This is a genomic window from Nonomuraea sp. NPDC004186, from assembly GCF_053603495.1.
This window is the reverse complement of record NZ_JBSGFQ010000047.1, coordinates 54,465-75,242: the sequence shown is the minus strand read 5'-3', so window position 1 is coordinate 75,242 and position 20,778 is coordinate 54,465. Positions and strand designations below refer to the sequence as shown.

Sequence of the window (20,778 nt, the reverse complement as noted above, 5' to 3'; positions counted from 1 at the left end):
CTCCGGGCGACCGGATTCTGCAGTACATCATCGGCGATGGGCATGTGCGGACGGAAGCCCCCGCCGCGGCCCGGTCGCCTTTAGGGTCTACGCATCCTGTCAAAGTCGCTCCACATTGCGCAGCAAGATCAGGTTACAGCGCTCGATGGCCGGGGCCGAGACCCCGGCCCCAACTACTTCGCCGCGCGCTTCGCCTCCTGCTTGAAGGCTCGCACTCGGGCCAGGCTGTCGGCGTCGACCACGTCGGCGACCGACCGGCTCGACCCCTCCTCGCCATAGTGTCCGGCCGCTTCCCGCCAGCCCGGCGGCTGGACCTCCAACTGCTTCCCCAGCAATGCCAGAAAAATCTGGGCCTTCTGTTTGCCGTATCCCGGCAGGGCCATCAGTCGTTTCAGCAACTCTTTGCCGTCGGCGGCGTCTGCCCACAGCTTCTCCGGCTGACCGTCGTAGTGCTCGACGAAGTAGGCGGCGAGCTGCTGGACCCGGGCCGCCATGGACTTGGGGTAGCGGTGCACGGCCGGCTTCTCGGCCAGCAGCGCCGCGAACGCCTCCGGGTCGTAGGAGGCGATCTCCCCGGCGGTCAGGTCGTGGCCCAGACGCTGGGAGATCGTATATGGCCCCGTGAACGCCCATTCCATGGGGATCTGCTGGTCGAGCAGCATGCCGACAAGCAGGGCGAGCGGGCTGCGGCCGAGGAGCTCGTCTGCCTCGCTCCGCTGGGCGAGCTGGATGCGCATGGAGACAGCTTCGCACGAATGGGCACCGGGTGAAGTGAACACAACCGCCGCGGAGCCTTGACAGCAGCCCGAGAAAAGGTGAAATGAGAGCGCAAGTCGCCCTGCCGACATTCCTGGGGGTTTGCCCCCTGGTCTCCAGAGGAATCTCACTTCTATGCTCGCTCTGGCCACACGGTTCCTGCGGGAGCCGGTCAGTCTCAGGCTGGCCGAAGAGTTCCTGACCGTGCCCGTGGACACGATCGACCGCTGCGTGGCCGACGTGTGCGCGTGTGCGCAGCATCTCGGCGTCTCGGCGACGCCGGAGATCGTGGAGCGCATCGCTCGCGAGCATCTGCTCGCGATCGTCAACTCAGCGCCTCCGCCCCGAAGTTCCCGGTAGACAAACAAAAGCCCGGAAGTCGAGTTAAGTCCCATCCAGAAGTCCCCGATAACATCGGGGTCACCAGGCCGAGTTCTCCGCACCGTTTGCGCCTGGAATACGAGAGAGTGAGGGTGTGCGCCGACACCGACGAGATCCCCGGGAGAGCACCCCGCCAGACGACGTGTTCAAGGAGATGGTGCAGGCGGCTCGCGAGCTGCTCGCCGTACGCACCCCTCTGGACGCGGAGCTGATGGTCTCCGACATGATCGGGGCCTGGTGGGGCAGGCGGGTCAGGGGCGGCGACGTGGAGCAGGTGCTCGGGGAGGGACTGGTCGACTACGCCGCCAAGGCCGGCACGCCGGCCTCGCTGACGCTGCTCATCTGCCTGGCCTATCTGGGCACGGCCCGCCAGGGCGCCAAGGCCGAGGGCGCGGCGCTGGCCATGATGGAGTCGGGGGTGGCCCGGCCTGGCTGGGCCGACAGGGTGGGCGCGGTCAAGCCGGCGGGCTGTTACGTCTCCCGCGACTCCTACGGCGACCAGGACACGGTGATCTGCACCTTCGCCTACCGCTGGGACGAGGACTCGCTGCCCGTCGACCGGCACGCTCTCGTCATGGTGGTCGACTACAACATGAGCGGCATGGCCCGGGACGCCTGGGTGTCCTCGCAGGTCGACAAGCTGCTGGAGCAGGCCAGGGCCGAGGCGGCGGGCAATCCGCTGCTGCTGTTCGAGGAGATCGAGCCCGAGCAGGCCAGGGCGCTGCTGGAGTCGGCCATGAAGGCCACCAGGGAGCCGAAGACGCCGCCGCCGGTGAGCGACAGCTACAGCGCCTACCACGCCTTCGCCCGCGCCAGGCTCAAGGCGCTGCCTCCCGGGCGCAAGCGGCCTGCGCCGCGGCACACCGAGGCCCCGTACAGCAGGGAGCGGCGGGCCATGCTGGCGGCGGAGTTCCTGGCGTCCGACGCGGCCGAGCACCTGTCCGACCCGTCGGCGGCCTCGCGCTGCGCCGACCACATCATCGACTACGGCTGCGACCAGGACTTCAACCGTCCGCTGCGGGTCAGCCCGACCAAGTGTGAAACGTTCCTGCTCGACTGGCTGCCGCGCAAGGTGATGCTGAGCGTGGCCGAGCAGGAGGCGATGCCGCACGTGCTGTCGGCGTGGGTGCGCTTCGCCGCCCACCGCACGGGCCTGCCGGAGCAGGGGCTCAAGGCCACGCTGGACGCGGTGTGGGAGGCGATCGGCAAGTTCCCCGAGGCGTACCGGGACCCGACGTCCTTCGGGCTCGACCGGCCGCTGCTGGAGCGGCTGCTGCCGGACGGCGACCTGTCGGCGCTGGCCAGGCGGGTCTTCGCGTTCCCGTACCTGCAGGGCGTGCACAACGGGATCGAGCTCGACAAGCTCAACCCCGCCGACCAGGCGGACCGGCGTACGCTGCTCGAGATCGACCACGGCGACGCGATCGACCAGGAGCACCTGGCCTGGCACGAGGAGATCGCCACCCGGCTGTGGGAGGGCGACCCGCCGCAGCTGTGGGAGGCCGCGCAGCGCCTGCTCGACCTCGGCCACGACCGCCACGACGTGCTCCACGTGCTGATCGAGATCGCCGAGCGGATCGGCGGCGACCCCGACGAGCTGGCGGCGGCGCTGGACGACATCGCCGACATCCCGGACGAGTTCTAGGAACGGTCCCCGCGACGGACCGCCGGACGCGAACCGCCGTAGAATTTTCTTCTATGGCGATGTACACCCGCTTGACCGAAGGGCGTTATCGGTCGTCCGAGCACACGCAGGGTCCGTGGGACCCGCGCACCCAGCACATGGGCCCGGTCACCGCCCTGATCGTCCATGAGCTGGCCCAGACCGCGCCGCGCCCGGGCCTGGAACTGTCCAAGCTCGTGGTGGACGTGTTCGCCCCCGTGCCCGTGGCCGAGCTGGAGATCGCCACCGACGTGACCCGCGACGGCAAGCGCGTGCAGTGCCTGTCGGCGAGCGTCTCGTCCGGCGGCCGCGCGTACGCCAGGGCGAGCGCCTGGCGCATCCGTACGGCCGACACGCCCGCCTCGCCGGTCCCCGGGCCGCCGGGGCCGGTCCCGCCGCCCTCGGAGGAGGTCGCCGGCTCGTGGCTCGGCTCGGGATTCGGGTACGGCCGCGCGCTCGACTGGCGTTTCGCCGAAGGCGGCCCCATGCGGCCCGGCCCCGCCACGGTCTGGGGCCGGTTCACGGTGCCGCTGGTCGAGGGCGAGGAGTTCACCCCGATGGAGCGCCTGGCCGCCTTCGCCGACAGCGGCAACGGCGTCAGCGCCGCCCTCGGCTTCGACACGCACGTGTTCGTGAACGTGGACCTGACCATCTCGCTGTTCCGCGCCCCCGAGGGCGAATGGATCTGCATGGACGCCGCCACGGTCGTCGGCCCGTCCGGCAGGGGCCTGACCCGGTCCACCCTGTACGACGGCACAGGTGAAGTCGGTACGGCGATCCAGACGTTGTTCGTCGCACCGAGATAGGCGCCGAGATAGCCTCTACTGCCATGGTGATCGACCTCAACGCCGACCTGGGTGAAGGGTTCGGCGTCTGGCGGCTCGGCGACGACCTCGCCCTGCTCGACATCGTCACGAGCGCCAATGTGGCCTGCGGTTTCCACGCGGGCGACCCCGTGACGATCAGACGCACGTGCGCGGCGGCCGTCGACCGCGGGGTGACGATCGGCGCGCAGGTGTCCTACCGCGACCTGGCCCACTTCGGGCGCAGGGAGATGGACGCCGAGCCGGAGGAGCTGTGCGCCGAGGTGCTGTACCAGCTCGCGGCCGTCGACGGCATCGCCAAAGCCATGGGCGGCCGGGTCTCGTACATCAAGCCGCACGGCGCGCTCTACAACCGGATCTGCCGCGACGAGGTGCAGGCGGCGGCGGTGATCGACGCGGTGGCCGACTACGACCCCTCGCTGCCGGTGCTCACGCTGCCCGGTTCGGTGGTGCACGCGGTGGCGGCCGCCGCGGGCGTCCCGACCGTGAACGAGGCGTTCGCCGACCGCGCGTACACCCCCGAGGGGACTCTGGTGTCGCGCAGGGAGCCGGGCGCGGTCATCCACGACCCCGCCGCGGTGGCCGACCGAGCGTGCCGGATGGCCGTGCACGGCTCCGTGACGGCCATCGACGGCAGTTCTGTCCCGGTTTCGGCACGTTCCATTTGCGTGCACGGCGACACGCCTGACGCCGTCCGGCTGGCGCAGGGAGTGCGGGACGCGTTGCTGGCGGCCGGAGTGGTCCTGCAGGCGTTCGCGTGATCCGGGCGGCCGGGGAGCACGGGCTGCTCGTGGAGACCGGCTCGCTGGAGCTGTCTCACCGGCTGGACGCGGCGCTGCGGGCCGATCTGCCGGCCGGGGTGGTGGAGATCGTGCCGGGGCCGGAGACGGTGCTCGTGGTGGCTCCTGGGGCGGATCAGGCGCGGCTGCGGGCGCTTCTGGCGGACGTCGTCGGCCGCGAGCGGGACAGGGCCGGTGTACGGGCGGCCGAGGGGGAGGTCGTGACGATTCCCGTCGTCTATGACGGGGCGGATCTCGATTCCGTGGCGGCACTGGCCGGGATCCCGGTGGACGAGGTGGTCTCCCGGCACGCGGGGCGGGAGCTGGTGGTGGGCTGGCTGGGGTTCGCCCCGGGGTTCGCCTATCTCACGGGGCTGGATCCGGTGCTGGAGACGCCCAGGCTCGACACGCCGCGCACGTCGGTGCCGGCCGGGTCGGTGGCGGTGGCGGGGCCGTACTCGGCGGTCTACCCGAGCGCCTCGCCGGGCGGGTGGCGGCTGATCGGGCGCACCTCCGTGCGGGTGTGGGACGTGACGGCCGACCCGCCCTCGCTCTTCAGGCCGGGCGTGCGCGTACGGTTTCAACCCACATGATCGAGGTGATGGCGGCCGGGCCGTACGCGACCGTCCAGGATCTGGGGCGGCCGGGCCTCGCCCACCTGGGGGTGCCCCGCTCGGGGGCGGCCGACGCGCCGAGCCTGCGGCTGGCCAACAGGCTCGTGGGCAACCCGGAGGGGCTGGCGGGGATCGAGCTGACGTTCGGCATGGCGCGGCTGCTGTTCCACGACGGGGCATGGGTGGCGCTGGCGGGCGCGCCCGTGGACAGCGCGGCGGGGATGGGGTCGCCGTACTGGGTCGCGAAGGGCACGGAGCTGCGGCTGGGCATGCCGGACTGGGGGCTGCGCACTTATGTGGCCGTGCGCGGCGGGATCGCGGTGGAGCCGGTGCTCGGCAGCCGCTCCACCGACTCGCTGTCCGGGCTCGGCCCGGAGCCGCTGCGGGCGGGCACGCTGCTGCCCGTCGGGCGGCCCGAAGGCGTGATCTCCGTCGACCTGGCGCCGCCGCCCGGGCCCCGGCCCGCCGTGCTGCGGGTGACGCCGGGGCCGCGGGACGACTGGTTCGTGCCGGACGCGCTGGCCGAGCTGTGCGCGCGGCCGTACTCGGTGAGCCAGGACAGCAACCGCGTCGGGGTGCGGCTGAGCGGCGCCGAGCTGGTCAGGGCCAAGGAGGGCGAGCTGCCGAGCGAGGGGATGGTCACCGGGGCGATCCAGGTGCCGCCGAGCGGGCAGCCGATCGTCTTCCTCGCCGACCACCCGCCGACGGGCGGCTACCCGGTGATCGGCGTCGTACGCGAGGCGGACCTGCCGGTCGCCGCCCAGCTGCGGCCGGGCGACGAGGTGCGGTTCACAGTTCGACCTGGCCGGTGACGCAGGTCAGCACGGAGCCGCCCACCCACACGTCACCCTCGGCGTCGGTGGAGATGTGCACCCGGCCCGAGAAGCCCAGCACCGTGCCCTGTCTGGCCACGTACGGGGCCTTGGCCCGGCCCGAGCGCAGCAGCCACTGGGCCATGGAGGCGTTGAGGCTGCCCGTCACCGGGTCCTCGATGGTGGAGCCGTGCGCGTGCGTGAACGCCCGCACCTCGAAGTCGTACGGCGCCCCCTCGGGGTAGGGGCCCGCCACGCCCACGTAGTTGGGGACGAGGCCCGGGCGCAGCGCGAGCACGGACTCGGCGTCCGCGAGCAGCACCGCGATCCAGCCGGGGCCGTTGTCGGCCCACTCCATGTCCACGATGTCGGCCCGCCCGATCCCGAGGGACTCGGCGATCCGCCCGGCCAGCGGCTCCTCCACGGGGCCCGACCGCACGAGGGGCGGCGCGTGGAAGGCCAGCCCGTCGCCGCTCCTGCGTACCCGTACCAGCCCGGCCGCGCACTCCTGGACGATCTCGCCCTCCTGGTGCGGCACTCCCCCGGCCTCCAGCCAGGCGTGGCAGGTGCCGAGGGTCGGGTGCCCGGCGAAGGGCAGCTCCACGGACGCGGTGAAGATCCGTACCCGGTAGTCGGCCTCGGGTGTGGTCGGCGGCAGCAGGAAGGTGGTCTCGGCCAGGTTCGTCCAGGTGGCGAACCGCTGCATCTCCTCGGTCGTCAGCCCCTGGCCGTCGAGCACGACCGCGAGCGCGTTCCCGTGGTACGGGGTGGTGGTGAAGACGTCAACCTCGGTGAAAGGGCGCAACATAATTCGGAGTCTCGCAGACAGGTCTTTTCCCGTTAACACGCCACCAGCAGACTGGACGGTGTGGCGGACTTTGATGTTGTGGTCCTGGGTTCCGGGCCAGGTGGACAGAAGGCCGCGATCGCGGCGGCGAAGCTCGGCAAGCGTGTCGCCGTGGTCGAGAAACGACACATGCTCGGCGGCGTGTGCATCAACACGGGGACGATCCCCTCCAAAACCCTCAGGGAGGCCGTCCTCTATCTCACAGGGCTCAACCAGCGGGAGCTGTACGGCGCCAGCTACCGCGTCAAGGACGAGATCACGGTCACCGACCTCGGGATGCGCACCCAGCACGTGATCGGCCGCGAGATCCAGGTGATCCGCAGCCAGCTCGCCCGCAACCACGTGACGGTGCTGCAGGGCACCGGCCGGTTCCTGGACGCGCACACGATCGGGATCACGCACGAGGAGGGCAAGTCCGAGGAGACGAAGATCACCGCCGAGAAGGTCGTGATCGCCACCGGCACCTCGCCCGCCCGTCCCGACAGCGTCGAGTTCGACGACAGGACGATCATCGACTCCGACGCGATCCTGCACCTCGACCGGATCCCCGAGACCCTGGTCGTGGTGGGGGCCGGGGTCATCGGCATCGAGTACGCCTCCATGTTCGCCGCCCTCGGCACCAAGGTGACGGTGATCGAGCGGCGCGAGCGCATGCTGGAGTTCTGCGACCTGGAGATCGTCGAGGCGCTGAAGTACCACCTGCGCGACCTGGCCGTGACGTTCCGCTTCGGGGAGAACGTGGCCGCCGTCGAGCGCCGCCCCGGCGGGGCGCTGACCCTGCTGGAGAGCGGCAAGAAGATCCCCGCCGACTGCGTCATGTACTCGGCCGGGCGCCAGGGCAAGACCGCCGAGCTGTGCCTGGAGGCCGCCGGCCTGGCCGCCGACGCCCGCGGCCGCATCTCGGTGGACTCCAACTACGCCACCGAGGTGTCGCACATCTACGCCGTGGGCGACGTGATCGGCTTCCCCGCGCTGGCGGCCACCTCCATGGAGCAGGGGCGGGTGGCCGCGCAGCACGCGTGCGGGGAGCCGGTCGAGGACGCCCGCGAGCTGCCGCCCATCGGGATCTACACCATTCCCGAGATCAGCTTCGTCGGCCGGTCGGAGGACGAGCTGACCCGGGACAAGGTGCCGTTCGAGGTGGGCATCTCGCGGTACCGGGAGCTGGCCAGGGGGCAGATCATCGGCGACTCGTACGGGATGCTCAAGCTCCTCGTCTCCCCCGAGGACCGGCGGCTGCTCGGCGTCCACGTGTTCGGCACGGGGGCGACGGAGCTCGTGCACATCGGGCAGACGGTCATGGGGTGCGGCGGGACGATCGACTACCTGGTCAACGCCGTGTTCAACTATCCGACGCTGGCCGAGTCGTACAAGGTGGCCGCGCTGGACGCGATGAACAAGATGCGGGTGGTCGCCCGCCTCACCGCCGGCATGTGATCACGACAGCGTCCACTTCTGGTTGGCGGCGCCCGTGCAGGTCCAGATCTGCAGCCGGGTGCCGTCGGCGCTGGAGTTGCCGGTGACGTCGGCGCACTTGTTCGCGGCGGGGTTCACCAGGTCGCGGCCCGAGGTGTAGGTCCACTGCTGGTTGGCGCCGCCCGAACACGACCAGAGCTGGAGCTTGCTGCCGTCGGCGGTGCCGCGGTCGACCACGTCGAGGCACTTGCCGAGCGCGCGCAGCGTGCCGTCGCCCGGGCGGGTCCACTGCTGGGCGGCGGTGCCGTTGCAGGTGTAGAGCTGCACGGCCGCGCCGTCCGCGCTGCTGCCGCCGGCCACGTCGACACACTTGCCGCCCAGGCCGGTGATCGCGCCGGCCGGGTTGCCGCCCGGCGTGCCCGACCAGGTGAAGGTCGCGGTGGTACGGGCGGGCAGCGTGTACACGAACGACTGGTTGCCCCAGTTGACCCTGACCGACTGGGCCGAGGTGCCGCCGTTGTGGGCGATCAGGGCCTTGGAGCCGTCGGGGTTGCGCCAGGCGACGTTCTGCACCGTGGAGTTGGCGGTCGAGTCGATCCGGTACGCGCCAGGTCTGACGAACTTGGTGAGGTGGCCGGTCGTGTAGTACTCGATCGTGTAGTCCACCTGGCCGGCGCGCGAGCCGCCCTCCTGGACCGTGATCAGGCCGGTGCAGGTGCCGCAGCCGCCGTTGTGCGGGCCCATCTGCTGGTTGAGCGCCAGGCTCCACTTGACCAGGCTGCGGCTCCAGTTGCGGGTGTAGTTCACGATGTCGGCCATGTCCTCGTTGTGCTGGTTGCCGATCCAGGTGCCGCCGGAGTGCTCGGTGCTGAACTGGGGCACCGACGGATACTGGTCGTGCACCTGCGAGCCGACCGCCGGGTCGCCGAAGTAGCCGTGCCAGGCGATGCCGCCGAACAGCGGATCGTTCCGCAGCGCCGCGTCGGCCAGGATGGGGCCGCCGATCTGGCCGTAGTCGCCGTAGTTCCAGTCGTGTACGAGCACCTTCGTGGTGATGCCGGCGGCCCGGAAGGCCGGATACACGAAGTTCTTGGTCAGCTCGATGAGGCCGGAGGAGTTCCAGTTCATGCCGGGGTAGTTCATGGCGGTCGGGTTGGACGCCTGGCAGCAGTTGGGCTCGTTCTGGACGGAGATGTAGTTCACCGGGACCCCGGCGGCCTGGTAGCTCTGGACGTACTTGACGAAGTACTGGGCGTACATGGCGTAGTACTGCGACTTCAGCCAGCCCATCTGGTCCATCCGGCCGTTGTCCTTCATCCAGCCGGGCGCGCTCCACGGCACGCCCTTGACCCGCAGCTCCGGGTTGAGCTGCTTGGCCTGGACGGTCAGCAGGCGGACGTTGGTGTCGTAGCCGTTGGCGCCGAAGTCGTTGAGATCGCAGCAGGTGTCGTCGAGCGAGACCATGCCGGGGCGCGACAGGTCGGAGGCGCCGATCGGGTTGCGGACGAACGACAGGCCGATCCCGTCCGTGGGCGAGAACAGCTTGCGCATGGTCGCGTCCCGCGTGGCCGCGCTGACCGGGCCGCCGCGCAGCAGGTACGCGGTCGTGTCGGTGATCGACGCGCCGCCGCCCTCGAACTGCTGGTACGTGGTGCCCTCGTTGACGGTGATCGTCTGGTTGGCGCTGCCGCCGGCGGAGCCGAAGGCGATCGGGGTCTGTTGCGCGAGGCCGCGGGTGACGTTCCGGCCTCCGGAGTCCGAGGTGGTGGTGAGCCAGACGTTCACCGTCTCGCCGGCGGCGTACGCCGGGACGGGCACGGCCAGCGCCAGCACGGCCGCGCAGACAAGCGTGAGTATTCGGGACACGGCGTTGTTTCCCTTCCGGGCTGGGGGTGATGTCCATGTAACAAATGAAACAATAAAGAAACTTTCTTTTAGGTGACCACGGGTCATGGGCAGCGTCAAGGCCCATTTGTGGCTATGAAACAAATGAAACGATCAGGCAGGGCCGGTGGAGCCCCGGACGATCAGCTCGGTCTCGAGCGAGACGTGCAGCGCCTCCACCGTGTGGCGGCTCAGCAGCCGCATCAGCAGCGTGACCGCCATCCGGCCCATCTCCTGCAGGGGCTGGCGCACCGTGGTGAGGGCGGGCGAGGTGGCCCTGCTGACGTCGATGTCGTCGAAGCCCGCCACCGACAGGTCGCCCGGAACGCTCAGCCCGCGCTCGGCCGCCGCCCACAGCGCTCCGACGGCCATCTTGTCGTTGAACGCCACCAGCGCCGTCGGCCGCTCCGGCAGGTCGAGCAGCTCGCAGGCCGCCAGGTAGCCGTACTCGGTGCTCGGCTCCGGCACGCTGCGCAGCAGCTCGGGCTCGGGCAGCACCCCGGCGTCCGCCAGCGAGGCCGTGTAACCCGCGAGCCTGGCCTCGCTCGGCAGCCACTCCACCGGGCCGCCGATGATCCCGACCCGGCGGTGGCCCAGCCCGACCACGTGCGCCATCAGCTTGCGCCCGCCCGCGAAGTGAGCGGCCGAGACCGCCGCGATGTCCTTGGGGGGCGGGGTCCGCGGGTCGATCACCACGAAGGGGAAGCCGCTGTCGCGCAGGCGCACCAGCTCGTCGCCCGGCTCCGGGGGCAGGATGAGGATCGCGCCGGCCACGCCCTGCCTGCCGGGCAGCCCGGCGAGCACCGGGGCGTCCTGGGCGGCCTCGCCCGCGCCGAGGATCATCTGCCTTCCGTGCAGCTCGATGGTCTCCCCCACCGAGGAGACGATGAGCCCGAAATAGTCGGTCAGCACGTACGGGCAGCGCACGTACACGGCGCCGGCCGACGGGTCGTGGATCGTGCGCGGCCGCGGCGCCTGGTCGCCGAGGCGCCCGACGGCGCGCAGCACCAGCTCCCGGGTGTGCGGGGCGACGTTGGCCTGGCCGTTGAGCACGCGGGAGACCGTGGCGATGGACAGCCCCGTCTCCGCCGCGACGTCACGCACCGTCGCGCGCGCCCTGCCGGACCTGGCCGCCATCCACGCCCCTCGCTCCGCCCTGCCGCCAGAATAGCCGGGGCGGTCACGGCCTGGCCGAGGTGGCCGCCTCCCATGTGCGGAGGTAGGACTCGGCGCCGGCCGCCATGTCCCGGACGATCTCGTCGCCTGCGATGATCCGCATGTCCTCGATCCAGTCGGGCACCAGGCCGTAGTTGGCGACGCCGTCCGTGTTGACGTCCCACACCCGCTGGCCGGTGCGCAGCCGGTCCAGGAGCACGCTGCCGTCGTACGACCTGAACGGGTACGTCACCCCGGTGGCGCCCGCCCGCGCGGCCGGCAGCCTGCCCATGCCGTTGACGTCGAGCCCGTAGCCGTAGCCGGCGACCTGGTGCGCCTGCCTGGAGGGTCTGGTGCGGGCCCACTCGGCGACGAAGTGCTCCGCGTCGTGGCCGTACTGCGTGATCATGCCGCCGAGGGCGTAGATGCGGTCGAAGTAGAGCGGGTCGGCCCAGCTGTGGGAGGAGATCACGCCCGGGTAGCGGGCGGCTTCGAGCAGGTCGAGCGTGCGGGCGGCGGCCTTGACGCTCATGTGGTCGAGCTCGATCAGCATGCCGCGGCGGATCATGCCCTGGACCATGTACTCGCCCAGCGCGGTCAGGCCCCTGGTGTTGCAGTGCGGGGCGGGGGGATAGACCGGCAGCGAGATCCCGGGAGGCAGCAGGCCCGCGATCGGGTCGGGCAGGACGCCGCCCGGGTCGATCGGGTTGTCGTGCTCGGGGGTCGTACAGGTGCGGGCCTGCCAGAAGGAGCCGGTGCCGAGGAAGTTGCCCAGGTTGACGATCGCGCCCTGGGTGCCGGAGTCGAACCGCACGCCGCACAGGGCGTTGTCGTACTTGTGGCAGACGAACATGCTGCGTACGCCCAGCGCGTACATCTCGTCCAGGCCGCGGTCGATCTGCGCCCTGGTGCACTGGGGGATGCCCAGGATCTGGCGGCAGCCGAACGGCTCGGAGGTCTCGATCCCCAGGACCACGGCCAGCTTGCCGGCCTGGATGACCTGCCGGGCCTCGGCCGGATCGGCCACGATCCGGAACCAGCCTTTGCCCGGCCCGCCCTGCTCGGCGTCGATGTGGTCCTGCAGCTCCCTCGCCCGCTGGGCCTGGAGCCTGATGATGGTCATCTCGTCGCACGAGTTCTTCTTCAGGGGGTAGATCGCGCACAGCTGGCGGTTGGCCACCAGGTCGTTCACCAGGATCCGCAGTCCGCCCCGCCAGGCGCGCTCGACCCAGGTGTAGTAGGCCTGCTGGTGGGTCAGCGAGTCGTTCGCCGGCCAGTCCCTGAACGTGGGCCAGCCGACGGGGTCGTGGGTGCCGGTGACCGTGCCCTTGCGGGTGAAGTTCTCGAACCAGGCCAGTTCGCCGTTGGGGTAGTGGTCGGGGCAGTCGGTCAGCGCCTTGGCGATGCCGTCGGGGTCGAACGGCTTGCCGCACATGAGCCGGCCGCCGAACGCCTCGTAGGAGAAGAGGTGGCTGTGGGCGTCGATGAAACCGCTGACCTGGGCTGCCGTGGTGGTGGTCTTGGCGGTGGCCGTGGCCTGGGGGATCACCAGGGTGCCGGCGAGGAGGAGCACGAGGACGATCAACCGGTGGGCTGAGCGGCGCGGCATGGGGCACCTCACGGGGCTGGGGGTACCGGGGGCTCGCCCACCAGCATCCGCCGCGTCCGCGTGACCAACAAGACCCAAACATGAGCCCATCTCACATGCCACGCGCCCCCGGACGGCCCCGCCCCACCGCCCGCCGCGAGGGCCTCCAGGCGGAGGTGACGCGCGGCCTCCGCCTCACCCGGCGCCGGGTCGGCGAGGCGGGGTGCGGCGGAGCTCGGCGCAACGCGGTCGGCGGCCAGGCGATCCGACCGCGAGACGGCGCACGCGAGACGGCGCAGGCGAGACGGCGCAGGCGAGACGGCGCACGCGCGAGACGACGCGACGGGTCAGCCGGAGGACGCGCGAGACGGCGGGACGGTCAGTCGGAGGGTGGGCGACGGGTGCGGGCGGTGGGTTTCTTGCGGCCGGCGACCAGGGTGTCGCCCGGTGCCGGTGCGGGGTCCTCCGCGCGGCTCGTCTCCCCGCTCTTGGCGCGCGGCCGGGGATGGGGCGCCGTGTCCTCCGTGGCGGCGGTGTCCTTGGGCTCGTCCTTCGCCTCCGGCTCCGGAGCCGGTGATTTGTCGGGTCCCCGGAGTGAGGCGATGACGCGGTCCGCCTCCGTGTCGGCCGCGAACTCGTTCGCCGCCTCCGACTCCCTCCGCCTGATCACCACCATGTGGTCCACCGACACCCGTCCCGCGCCCACCACGGCGAGCAGGAGGGAGGCGGCGCCGAGGAGGATGAGCTCGTTCAGGCTGATGGGGTTGAGCGGCGGGGCCACCACGAAGACCCCCAGCGCCTCGGCGAAGAGGATCAGGCCCGTGACCGAGACGGCCAGGCCCGCGATCAGCAGCGCGCCGCCGATGAGCTCGGTGAGCATGGTCACCGTGGCCCAGGCGCCGGGTGCGGGAGCGCCCTGCGCGAGAAACTTCGCCCCGGTGGCCTTCAGCCCGTCTTCCAGCTTGGTCCAGCCGTTCGCGAAGAAGATGCCGCCCACGCCGACGCGGGCGACTAAAGCAGCAAGATCACGAAGGGCCTGTTTCACGGTAGTTGTCTGCCCTAATCGGGACATGGCACACCTCAATCACGGCTGAGCAGCGTGGCCACCGCGACGGCGGTCAGGCTGAGCAGGACGACGCTCACGACCACGGTCGTGTGCAGGGCGTTCACGAAGGCCCATCGGGCCGCGTCGAGCAGGGCGCCGCCCGCACTGCCGCCCACCTCGTGCGCGACGTGCGCCGCGCCCGCGAGCGACTGCCTGGCCTTGTCCATGCCGCTGGCGGACACGCCGGGCACCGAGTGCAGGCCGGGGGCGTACACGACGGCGGTGATCGTGCCGAGCACGGCCACTCCCAGGCCGGCGCCCAGTTCGTACGCGGTCTCCTCGATGGCCGCGGCCCCGCCCGCCTGGGACTCCGACGCCGCGGACATGATCGTGTCGGAGGCGGCCAGCAGCGCGACCTGGACCCCGAACCCGATGCCCACGAAGCAGAACGCCAGCATCACGGGATGACCCTCGACGCCCCAGGAGAGCGTGGGGGTGAGGGAGAGCGCGACGAGCCCGAGCCCGCCGCTCATCGTGGTCCGCATGCCGATGCGCGGCAGGATGTGGGCGGCGGCGAGCCCACCGGAGATGGCCGAGATCACCAGCGGCAACATCCGGACCGCCGCGCGCAGCGGGCTGTCGCCGAGCACGAGCTGCAGGTATTGGGCGAGCATGAGCTGCAGGCCCACCAGCGCGAACACGCCGAGCAGCACGCCGGCCACCCCGGTCGTGAACTCGCGCCGCCGGAACAGCCCGACCTCCAGCAGCGGGTGGCGCAGGCGCGTCTGGCGGCGTACGAACAGGAAGAGCAGCCCCAGCCCGGCCAGGAACACCAGCACCGACGCCCACAGCGGCATCAGGCTGCCCGAGCCCGCCTCCTTCAGCCCGAACGCCAGCGCCAGGATGCCGAGCACCGACAGCACCGCGCTCGCGCCGTCCCATCCCCCGTCCTTGCGCCCCGGCGAGTCCGGCAGCAGGCGGACGGCGGCGGGGATCAGCGCCAGCAGGATCGGCACGTTGATCAGGAAGACGGCGCCCCACCAGATGCCGACGAGCACGCCGCCGATGAGCGGGCCGACGGCCGCGCCGGCCGCCGCCACCGCGCTCCAGACGCCCAGCGCGATGGCGCGCTCGCGCCTGTCGGTGAAGATCTGGCGGATCAGGGACAGCGTGGCCGGCATGATCATCGCTCCGCCGATGCCGAGCAGCGCCCTGGCCAGGATCAGGGTCAGCGGCGTCGGGGCGAACGCGGCCCCGGCCGAGGCCAGGCCGAACAGTACGTAGCCGCACAGCACCAGCCGTTTGCGCCCGTACCGGTCGCCGAGCGTGCCGAACATGATCAGCAGCGGCGCGACCACCAGCGAATAGATGTCGATGATCCACAGCAGTTGCACCGCGGACGGCTCCAGCGCGGCAGTGAGCGCGGGCACCGCGATGTGCAGGACGGTCGCGTCGACGGTGATCAGCAGCAGGCTCACGCAGAGCAGCACGAGAATGGACCAGCGGCGGTCCCCGTGCTCCCGATCGGCAGTCCGTACGAGGGGTGCGGCCTGTATGACGGTCATGGGCCTCCTTGCAGGCCGATCCGTTGACAGGGCCCGCACGTGCTCTTTGGTCGGCGGCGGGAGCCCGGCTCGACGCTCGCTCCTCCCGAGCTCCTCCGCCTCGACTCCTCGCACTCCGGCTTGCGTCGCAGCTTAGGGCATGTCCAGCACTTGTCATAGCAGTATCGACTGATCCACAGATGCCCCGTTACCTCTCTAGAGAGATACAGCCATATGTCGGCATCTATCCAGGGTTCGCCCTCGACCCGATCATGGAGACCGTGGGGAGCGACGAAAGTGACAGAAATGGCGATATTTCCGACCGATCCTCACGTGAATGGTGTGACGAGGCCCTGACCAGGCTGAACGCCGGCCGCCCCGAGTCCGCGCTCGACGCCGCCCGCCGCGCGGCCGAGCTGGATCCGGGCGCGGAATGGGCGTACCGGCTCATCAGCCTCGCCCACGAACGGCTGGGCCGCGACGCCGACGCGCTGCCCGCCGCCGAGCATGCCGTGGAGCTGGCCCGCGGCTCCTGGCCGGCCCGCCTGCGCCTGGCCGCGATCCTGCGGCGCTCCCCTGGCCGCTCGCGGGAGGCGGTGGAGCACGCCACGCTGGCCGGGAAGTTCGCGCCGGAGCGGCCCGATCCCGAGGTCATGCTGGGCGACCTGGCCCTGCTGGGCGGCGACCACACCGGCGCCGAGCGGTCGTACCGGGCCGCGCTCGCCGCCGACCCCGCGAACCCCCAGGCCCGCATGAACCTCGGCCTGTCCCTGCTGCGCTGGGACCGCCCCCGCCCGCACCACGACCCCGCCTGGCCGGTCGACCCGCGTGAGACGGGCCGGGTCAGGCGGGCGCTCGAGGTCTGGTCCCGCCAGGCCCGCCTGCTGGTCGCGCTCGCCACGCTCGCGATCGCCGGGGCCGCGCTCCTCCTCGACCGGGACACCCAGCTCGGCGGGTTCGCCGTGCTGGTGCTCCTGGCGCCGCTCACGGTCAGGCAGGCGCGGCGGGTGGGGCTGTGGTCGTACGTGCCCGCGATGCTCTGCCGGGATCCCTGGCTCGGCGCGGCGGTGGTGTCGGCGGCCGTGTCGGTGGTCGCGTTCGCCGCCTGGCTGCTGCTGGGGGCGGTGCCGTCCGTTCCGTCCGCGCTCGACCCGGTCTGGGCGGGGCTGGCGGGCATCGTGGTCCTGGGCTGGCCCGCGCTGGCGGCCGTACGGGCCCTGGCCGAGACGTGGCGCGGCCGCCCGCTCCTGGCGCTGGCCGAGACCACGCGCGCCGGGGAGGCCCGGGAGCACGCCCACGCGGCGCAGATCGACCGCACCGCCCGCAGGAACGCCGGCGTCCTGCTCTGGATCCTGCTCGGCAGGACCTGGTCCGTGCTGGTCCCGCTGGTGGGCGGGGCGCTCGCGGTGGAGCCCAGGGCCGCCGTCGCCGCCGTGGCGGTGCCGTACCCGATGGTGCGCGGCTACCTGCGCGCCCGTCACAGCGGCGACCGGTGGCTGCCCACCGCGACCGCGCTCGTCGTCCTGGCCGCGGCCTCCTGCGCGGCGGGCGGGCTGCTGGAGGCCTGGCGGGCCGAGCCGGCGGCGACGTGGGCGTGGCGGCTCGGGCTGGGCGCGCTCGCGGCGGCGATGGCCGTGTTCGGGGCGCGGGCGGCGTGGGCCTGGTGGCGGGGCGGGCCGGGCCCGTTGCGGACCTCCCTGATCATGTGCGACCTGCCCGTGGGCGCCGAGCCGTCCGTCACGCTGGACGCGGAGGTGCGCCAGACCTTCTCGTACGCCCGCAGCATCGTCCTTTCCTACGGCGACGCCCTCGGCCCCCGGGTCGCCGGCGCGGTGGCGACCGTCACCTCGTCGGGCGAGCTCCGGGTGATCACGGAACTGGAGGCGTGGGACGCCATCGCGGCCGACCCCAGGGTGGCGGTGTTCGCGGCGGACCCGCTGCAGCGGCGGTTCTGGGTGGAGGTACGCGGGATCGCCCAGCCCGACTCCGACGTCCTGCGTGTCACCCCCAAACAAGTGCTCGTCGGCGAATTCCCTGGGCGGCACCAGCGCCGCTAGCTAGAATCTTGTTCTATGCGTATCCTGCGCACGCCAGAAGAGCGCTTCGCCGGCCTGCCCGGCTTCCCCTACGAGCCCCGCTACGCCGAGGTCGCCGACGGCCTGCGGATGGCGTACGTCGAGGCGGGTCCCGCCGACGGCGAGCCCGTCGTGCTCCTGCACGGCGAGCCGAGCTGGTCGTTCCTCTACCGGCACGTCATGCCCGAGCTGGCCGCGGCCGGGCTGCGCGCGATAGCGGTGGACCTCGTCGGGTTCGGCCGCTCGGACAAGCCCGCCGACCAGGCCGAGCACACCTACGCCAGGCACGTCGAGTGGACCCGCGCCCTGCTGCTGGACGCGCTCGGGCTGAGCCGCGTCACCGTCGTCGGCCAGGACTGGGGCGGCCTGATCGGGCTGCGGATCGTCGCCGAGCACCCCGAGAGCGTCGCCAGGATCGTGGCCGCCAACACGGGCTTGCCGACGGGTGACATTCCCATGCCCGAGGTGTGGCACCAGTTCAGGAACGCCGTGCTCAAGGCCCCGGTGCTGGACATCGCCCGGCTCGTCCAGGCCGGCTGCAGGACGGAGTTGCCCGAGGAGGTCCGGGCGGCCTACGACGCGCCGTTCCCCGACGAGTCGTACAAAGCGGGCCCTCGCGTCATGCCGAGCCTCGTCCCGATCACCCCCGACGACCCGGCCGCGCCCGCCAACCGCGCTGCCTGGCAGGTTCTCACGACACTCGAGCGGCCTTTCCTCGTGGCGTTCTCCGACGGAGATCCGATCACCGGGGGCATGGCGCCCATTCTGCTCAAGTCGATCTCGGGCACGTCCGGCCTGCGGCATCCCGTCATCAAGGGCGCCGGGCACTTCCTGCAAGAGGACGCGGGGGCCGAACTCGGGCGACAGATCGCCGCTTTCGTGACCTCCACCTAGCGTGTCAGGAGCGCCCAATCGTCGGTCCGGTGCGGTATAACCGGGGGCGGACCGGGGAGGCGTGATGCAGGAGTCCGGCAGGGCCCAGGCCGCGGGGCGGGTCGCGGCGCGGGATCTGTTCGAGAAGGTTCGGCTGCGTTATTACCAGATTCCCCCGGCCGTGCGCCGGGTCCTCTACGTGGTGGTGCTGGTCGCCGTCATGGGCCTGGGGGCGGCGCTCGGGTGGAATCTGCTCAACACCTTCCCCCTCGTCCTGCTGGGGCTCGCGTTCGTCGCGCTGACCATGCGCTTCCCCCGCGCCGCCGCCACCGTGCTGGTGGTCGCGGGCTGGGTCGTGCTGACGCTGCCGATCTTCTCCGGGCTGTTCCCCGCGGGCTCCGGCTCGGTGCACCTGATGGTCGCGCTGGCCCTGCCCGCCGCCGCGGGCGCCCACCTCATCCGCTGGGTGGCGCCGTGGGTGACCACGCTGCTGGCGCTCGCCCCCGCCGGCGTGCTCGCCGTGCCGCTCTCGTTCGTCTCGGCGAACGTGGCGGTCTGGGTGGCGTACGCGGTGGCCGCCGCGGTGCTGGTCTACCGGTTCGTGCTGGCCCGCAGGGTCAAGGCGGAGAGCGCCGCGGCCGAGGAGCAGCAGGTACGCGTCAGGGCGCGCGAGGGCAGGCCCGAGTCCCCCCAGGACAGGCAGGGCGGGCTTCCGCAGATCTCCGTCGAGGAGGCGCTCAGCGAGCTGGAGAGCATGGTCGGCCTGGCCCCCGTCAAGGAGCAGGTGCGCTCGATCGCCGCCTCCATCGAGGCGTCCCGGCTGCGCGCCGAGGCCGGCTACACCACCGAGCGGCCCACCAGGCACTTCGTCTTCCTCGGCCCGCCCGGCACCGGCAAGACCAGCGTCGCCCGCGCGCTCGCCAAGATCTTCTACGCGTTCGGCCTGCTGGAGACCCCCTACGTGGTCGAGGCGCAGCGGGCCGACCTGGTGGGCGAGTTCCTGGGCGCTACCGCGATCAAGACCAACGAGCTGGTCGACCGGGCCCTGGGCGGCGTGCTCTTCATCGACGAGGCGTACGGGCTGGTCAACTCCTCCGACGGGCAGCCCGACAGGTTCGGGGCCGAGGCCGTGCAGACGCTGCTCAAGCGCGCCGAGGACGACCGCGAGCGGCTGATCATCATCCTGGCCGGCTACGAGCAGGAGATGGGCGCGTTCCTGTCCAGCAATCCCGGGCTGGCCAGCCGGTTCGCCACCCGGGTGCGCTTCCCCGGCTACTCCCCCGCCGAGCTGGTCGAGGTCACCGAGCTGCTCCAGCGGCGACGGGGCGACACGATGGACGCCGAGACCAGGCGGGTGCTGCTCGGCCTGTTCGAGGACGTGCACCGGCGCGGCCTGGTCGACGAGCTGGGCAACGCCAGGTTCGCGCGCAGCCTGGTCGAGGCCGCCGCGCAGGCCCGTGACGTGCGTGTGGTGGGCGCGGGCGGCACCCCGACCACCGAGGACCTGGTGACCACCACCACGCCCGACGTGACCAAGGCGTTCGAGGAGCTGACCGCGCGCTTCCGCGGCTACGTCGCCACGCCCACGCTGGAGGAGGCGCTGGCCGACCTCGACAGGATGGCGGGCCTCGCGCCCGTCAAGCGGCAGGTCCACGCCATCGCGGCCCAGCTCCAGATGGCGCGCATGCGGCAGGAGCGCGGGCTGCCCACGCCGCCGCAGATGCGGCACTTCGTGTTCGTCGGCCCGCCCGGCACCGGCAAGACCACGGTCGCCAGGGTCATCGGCCGCATCTTCGCCGCGCTCGGCCTGCTGGCCAGGCCCGACGTGGTCGAGGCGCACCGCGCCGACCTGGTCGGCCAGCACCTCGGCGCCACCGCGATCAAGACCAACGAGCTGGTCGACCGGGCCCTGGGCGGCGTGCTCTTCATCGACGAGGCCTACAGCCTGGTCAACCCCGGCTACCAGGGCGGCGACGCGTTCGGCGCCGAGGCCGTGCAGACGCTGCTCAAGCGCGCCGAGGACGACCGCGACCGGCTCGTCATCGTGCTGGCCGGCTACGAGCGCGAGATGGACGCGTTCCTGTCCACCAACCCCGGCCTGGCCAGCCGCTTCAACCAGCGGGTGGGCTTCCCGAGCTACTCGCCGCAGGAGCTGTCCGAGATCGCGGTGCTGCTGGCCGGGAAGGCCGGCGACACCTTCGACGAGGAGGCGCTGCGCGACCTCGACGACGTGTTCGCCTGGGTGTGCGAGGAGCGGCTGATCGACGGGCTCGGCAACGGCCGCTTCGCCAGGTCGCTGTTCGAGCGCGCCGCCATGCGCCGCGACGTGCGGCTGGCCGCCCATGCCTCGCGCGGCGGGTCCGCCAGCTCCGCCGACCTGACGACGATCACGAGCGAGGACGTCCGCACCGCCGTGGACGAGCTTTCCGGACGCTGACCATCTCCAGAGCCGACCATCTTCGGCGGTTCCCTGCGCGCGACCCGTCACATGGTGTAGCAATATAACTACGTGCGGTGCGCGT

General features: G+C 71.8%; 17 protein-coding genes. 10 read left to right on the top strand and 7 right to left on the bottom strand.

Annotation, left to right across the window (positions count from 1 at the left end):
- Positions 1-173 precede the first annotated feature (173 nt).
- On the bottom strand, positions 174-737 hold the full coding sequence (locus tag ACWEPL_RS33260; protein ID WP_350739143.1) for an HhH-GPD-type base excision DNA repair protein: 564 nt from the start codon (positions 735-737) through the stop codon (positions 174-176).
- A 154-nt stretch (positions 738-891) separates the two neighbouring features.
- On the opposite strand from ACWEPL_RS33260, the gene ACWEPL_RS33255 reads away from it, so the two are divergent.
- The 6 genes from ACWEPL_RS33255 to ACWEPL_RS33230 all read left to right on the top strand — a co-directional run bounded on the left by ACWEPL_RS33255 (position 892) and on the right by ACWEPL_RS33230 (position 5,829).
- Complete coding sequence (locus ACWEPL_RS33255) at positions 892-1,116, top strand: hypothetical protein (RefSeq protein WP_185078019.1); 225 nt, start codon at positions 892-894, stop codon at positions 1,114-1,116.
- A 175-nt stretch (positions 1,117-1,291) separates the two neighbouring features.
- Complete coding sequence (locus ACWEPL_RS33250) at positions 1,292-2,782, top strand: hypothetical protein (RefSeq protein ID WP_350739327.1); 1,491 nt, start codon at positions 1,292-1,294, stop codon at positions 2,780-2,782.
- Positions 2,783-2,835: 53 nt separating this feature from the next.
- Complete coding sequence (locus ACWEPL_RS33245; protein WP_363966252.1) at positions 2,836-3,606, top strand: thioesterase family protein; 771 nt, start codon at positions 2,836-2,838, stop codon at positions 3,604-3,606.
- A gap of 23 nt (positions 3,607-3,629) precedes the next feature.
- On the top strand, positions 3,630-4,385 hold the full coding sequence (locus ACWEPL_RS33240; protein ID WP_397364941.1) for a LamB/YcsF family protein: 756 nt from the start codon (positions 3,630-3,632) through the stop codon (positions 4,383-4,385).
- Entirely contained in the window at positions 4,382-4,996 is a 615-nt protein-coding gene (locus tag ACWEPL_RS33235) for a 5-oxoprolinase subunit B family protein (RefSeq protein ID WP_452438521.1), read from the top strand. Before ACWEPL_RS33240 ends, ACWEPL_RS33235 begins: the two co-directional genes overlap by 4 nt.
- Positions 4,993-5,829: a 5-oxoprolinase subunit C family protein gene (locus ACWEPL_RS33230; RefSeq protein ID WP_350739153.1), complete on the top strand. Its 837-nt coding sequence runs from the start codon at positions 4,993-4,995 to the stop codon at positions 5,827-5,829. The genes ACWEPL_RS33235 and ACWEPL_RS33230 overlap by 4 nt, the downstream gene beginning before the upstream one ends.
- On the opposite strand, the gene ACWEPL_RS33225 is transcribed toward ACWEPL_RS33230, so the two are convergent.
- Complete coding sequence (locus ACWEPL_RS33225; protein ID WP_355204586.1) at positions 5,807-6,637, bottom strand: PhzF family phenazine biosynthesis protein; 831 nt, start codon at positions 6,635-6,637, stop codon at positions 5,807-5,809. The two genes, ACWEPL_RS33230 and ACWEPL_RS33225, sit on opposite strands and share 23 nt — an antisense overlap.
- Positions 6,638-6,697: 60 nt before the next feature.
- Between ACWEPL_RS33225 and sthA the strand changes: the two genes are divergently transcribed.
- Positions 6,698-8,113, top strand: a complete 1,416-nt coding sequence (gene sthA / locus ACWEPL_RS33220; protein ID WP_350739158.1) for a Si-specific NAD(P)(+) transhydrogenase — start codon at positions 6,698-6,700, stop codon at positions 8,111-8,113.
- Here sthA and ACWEPL_RS33215 read toward each other — a convergent pair whose 3' ends face one another.
- The 5 genes from ACWEPL_RS33215 to ACWEPL_RS33195 form a co-directional block, all read right to left on the bottom strand.
- Positions 8,114-9,958 (bottom strand): ricin-type beta-trefoil lectin domain protein, encoded by a 1,845-nt coding sequence (locus tag ACWEPL_RS33215; protein WP_452438520.1) that lies wholly within the window; start codon positions 9,956-9,958, stop codon positions 8,114-8,116.
- Between the two features lie 132 nt (positions 9,959-10,090).
- On the bottom strand, positions 10,091-11,113 hold the full coding sequence (locus ACWEPL_RS33210) for a LacI family DNA-binding transcriptional regulator (RefSeq protein WP_452438519.1): 1,023 nt from the start codon (positions 11,111-11,113) through the stop codon (positions 10,091-10,093).
- 43 nt (positions 11,114-11,156) lie between these two features.
- Positions 11,157-12,740: a Coagulation factor 5/8 type domain-containing protein gene (locus ACWEPL_RS33205; protein WP_452438518.1), complete on the bottom strand. Its 1,584-nt coding sequence runs from the start codon at positions 12,738-12,740 to the stop codon at positions 11,157-11,159.
- Positions 12,741-13,098: 358 nt separating this feature from the next.
- Positions 13,099-13,764 carry a DoxX family protein gene (locus tag ACWEPL_RS33200; protein WP_363966262.1) on the bottom strand — a complete coding sequence of 222 codons (666 nt, stop codon included), beginning with the start codon at positions 13,762-13,764 and terminating at the stop codon, positions 13,099-13,101.
- Positions 13,765-13,799: 35 nt separating this feature from the next.
- Positions 13,800-15,329 carry an MFS transporter gene (locus tag ACWEPL_RS33195; protein ID WP_452438517.1) on the bottom strand — a complete coding sequence of 510 codons (1,530 nt, stop codon included), beginning with the start codon at positions 15,327-15,329 and terminating at the stop codon, positions 13,800-13,802.
- Between the two features lie 260 nt (positions 15,330-15,589).
- On the opposite strand from ACWEPL_RS33195, the gene ACWEPL_RS33190 reads away from it, so the two are divergent.
- The 3 genes from ACWEPL_RS33190 to ACWEPL_RS33180 all read left to right on the top strand — a co-directional run bounded on the left by ACWEPL_RS33190 (position 15,590) and on the right by ACWEPL_RS33180 (position 20,693).
- A complete protein-coding gene (locus ACWEPL_RS33190; protein WP_452438516.1) occupies positions 15,590-17,365 on the top strand; it encodes a tetratricopeptide repeat protein in 1,776 nt (591 codons plus the stop codon).
- 15 nt (positions 17,366-17,380) lie between these two features.
- Positions 17,381-18,277, top strand: coding sequence for a haloalkane dehalogenase (locus ACWEPL_RS33185; protein WP_452438515.1), 897 nt, complete (start codon positions 17,381-17,383; stop codon positions 18,275-18,277).
- A 64-nt stretch (positions 18,278-18,341) separates the two neighbouring features.
- Positions 18,342-20,693 (top strand): AAA family ATPase, encoded by a 2,352-nt coding sequence (locus ACWEPL_RS33180; protein ID WP_452438514.1) that lies wholly within the window; start codon positions 18,342-18,344, stop codon positions 20,691-20,693.
- The last annotated feature ends 85 nt before the right edge of the window (positions 20,694-20,778 follow it).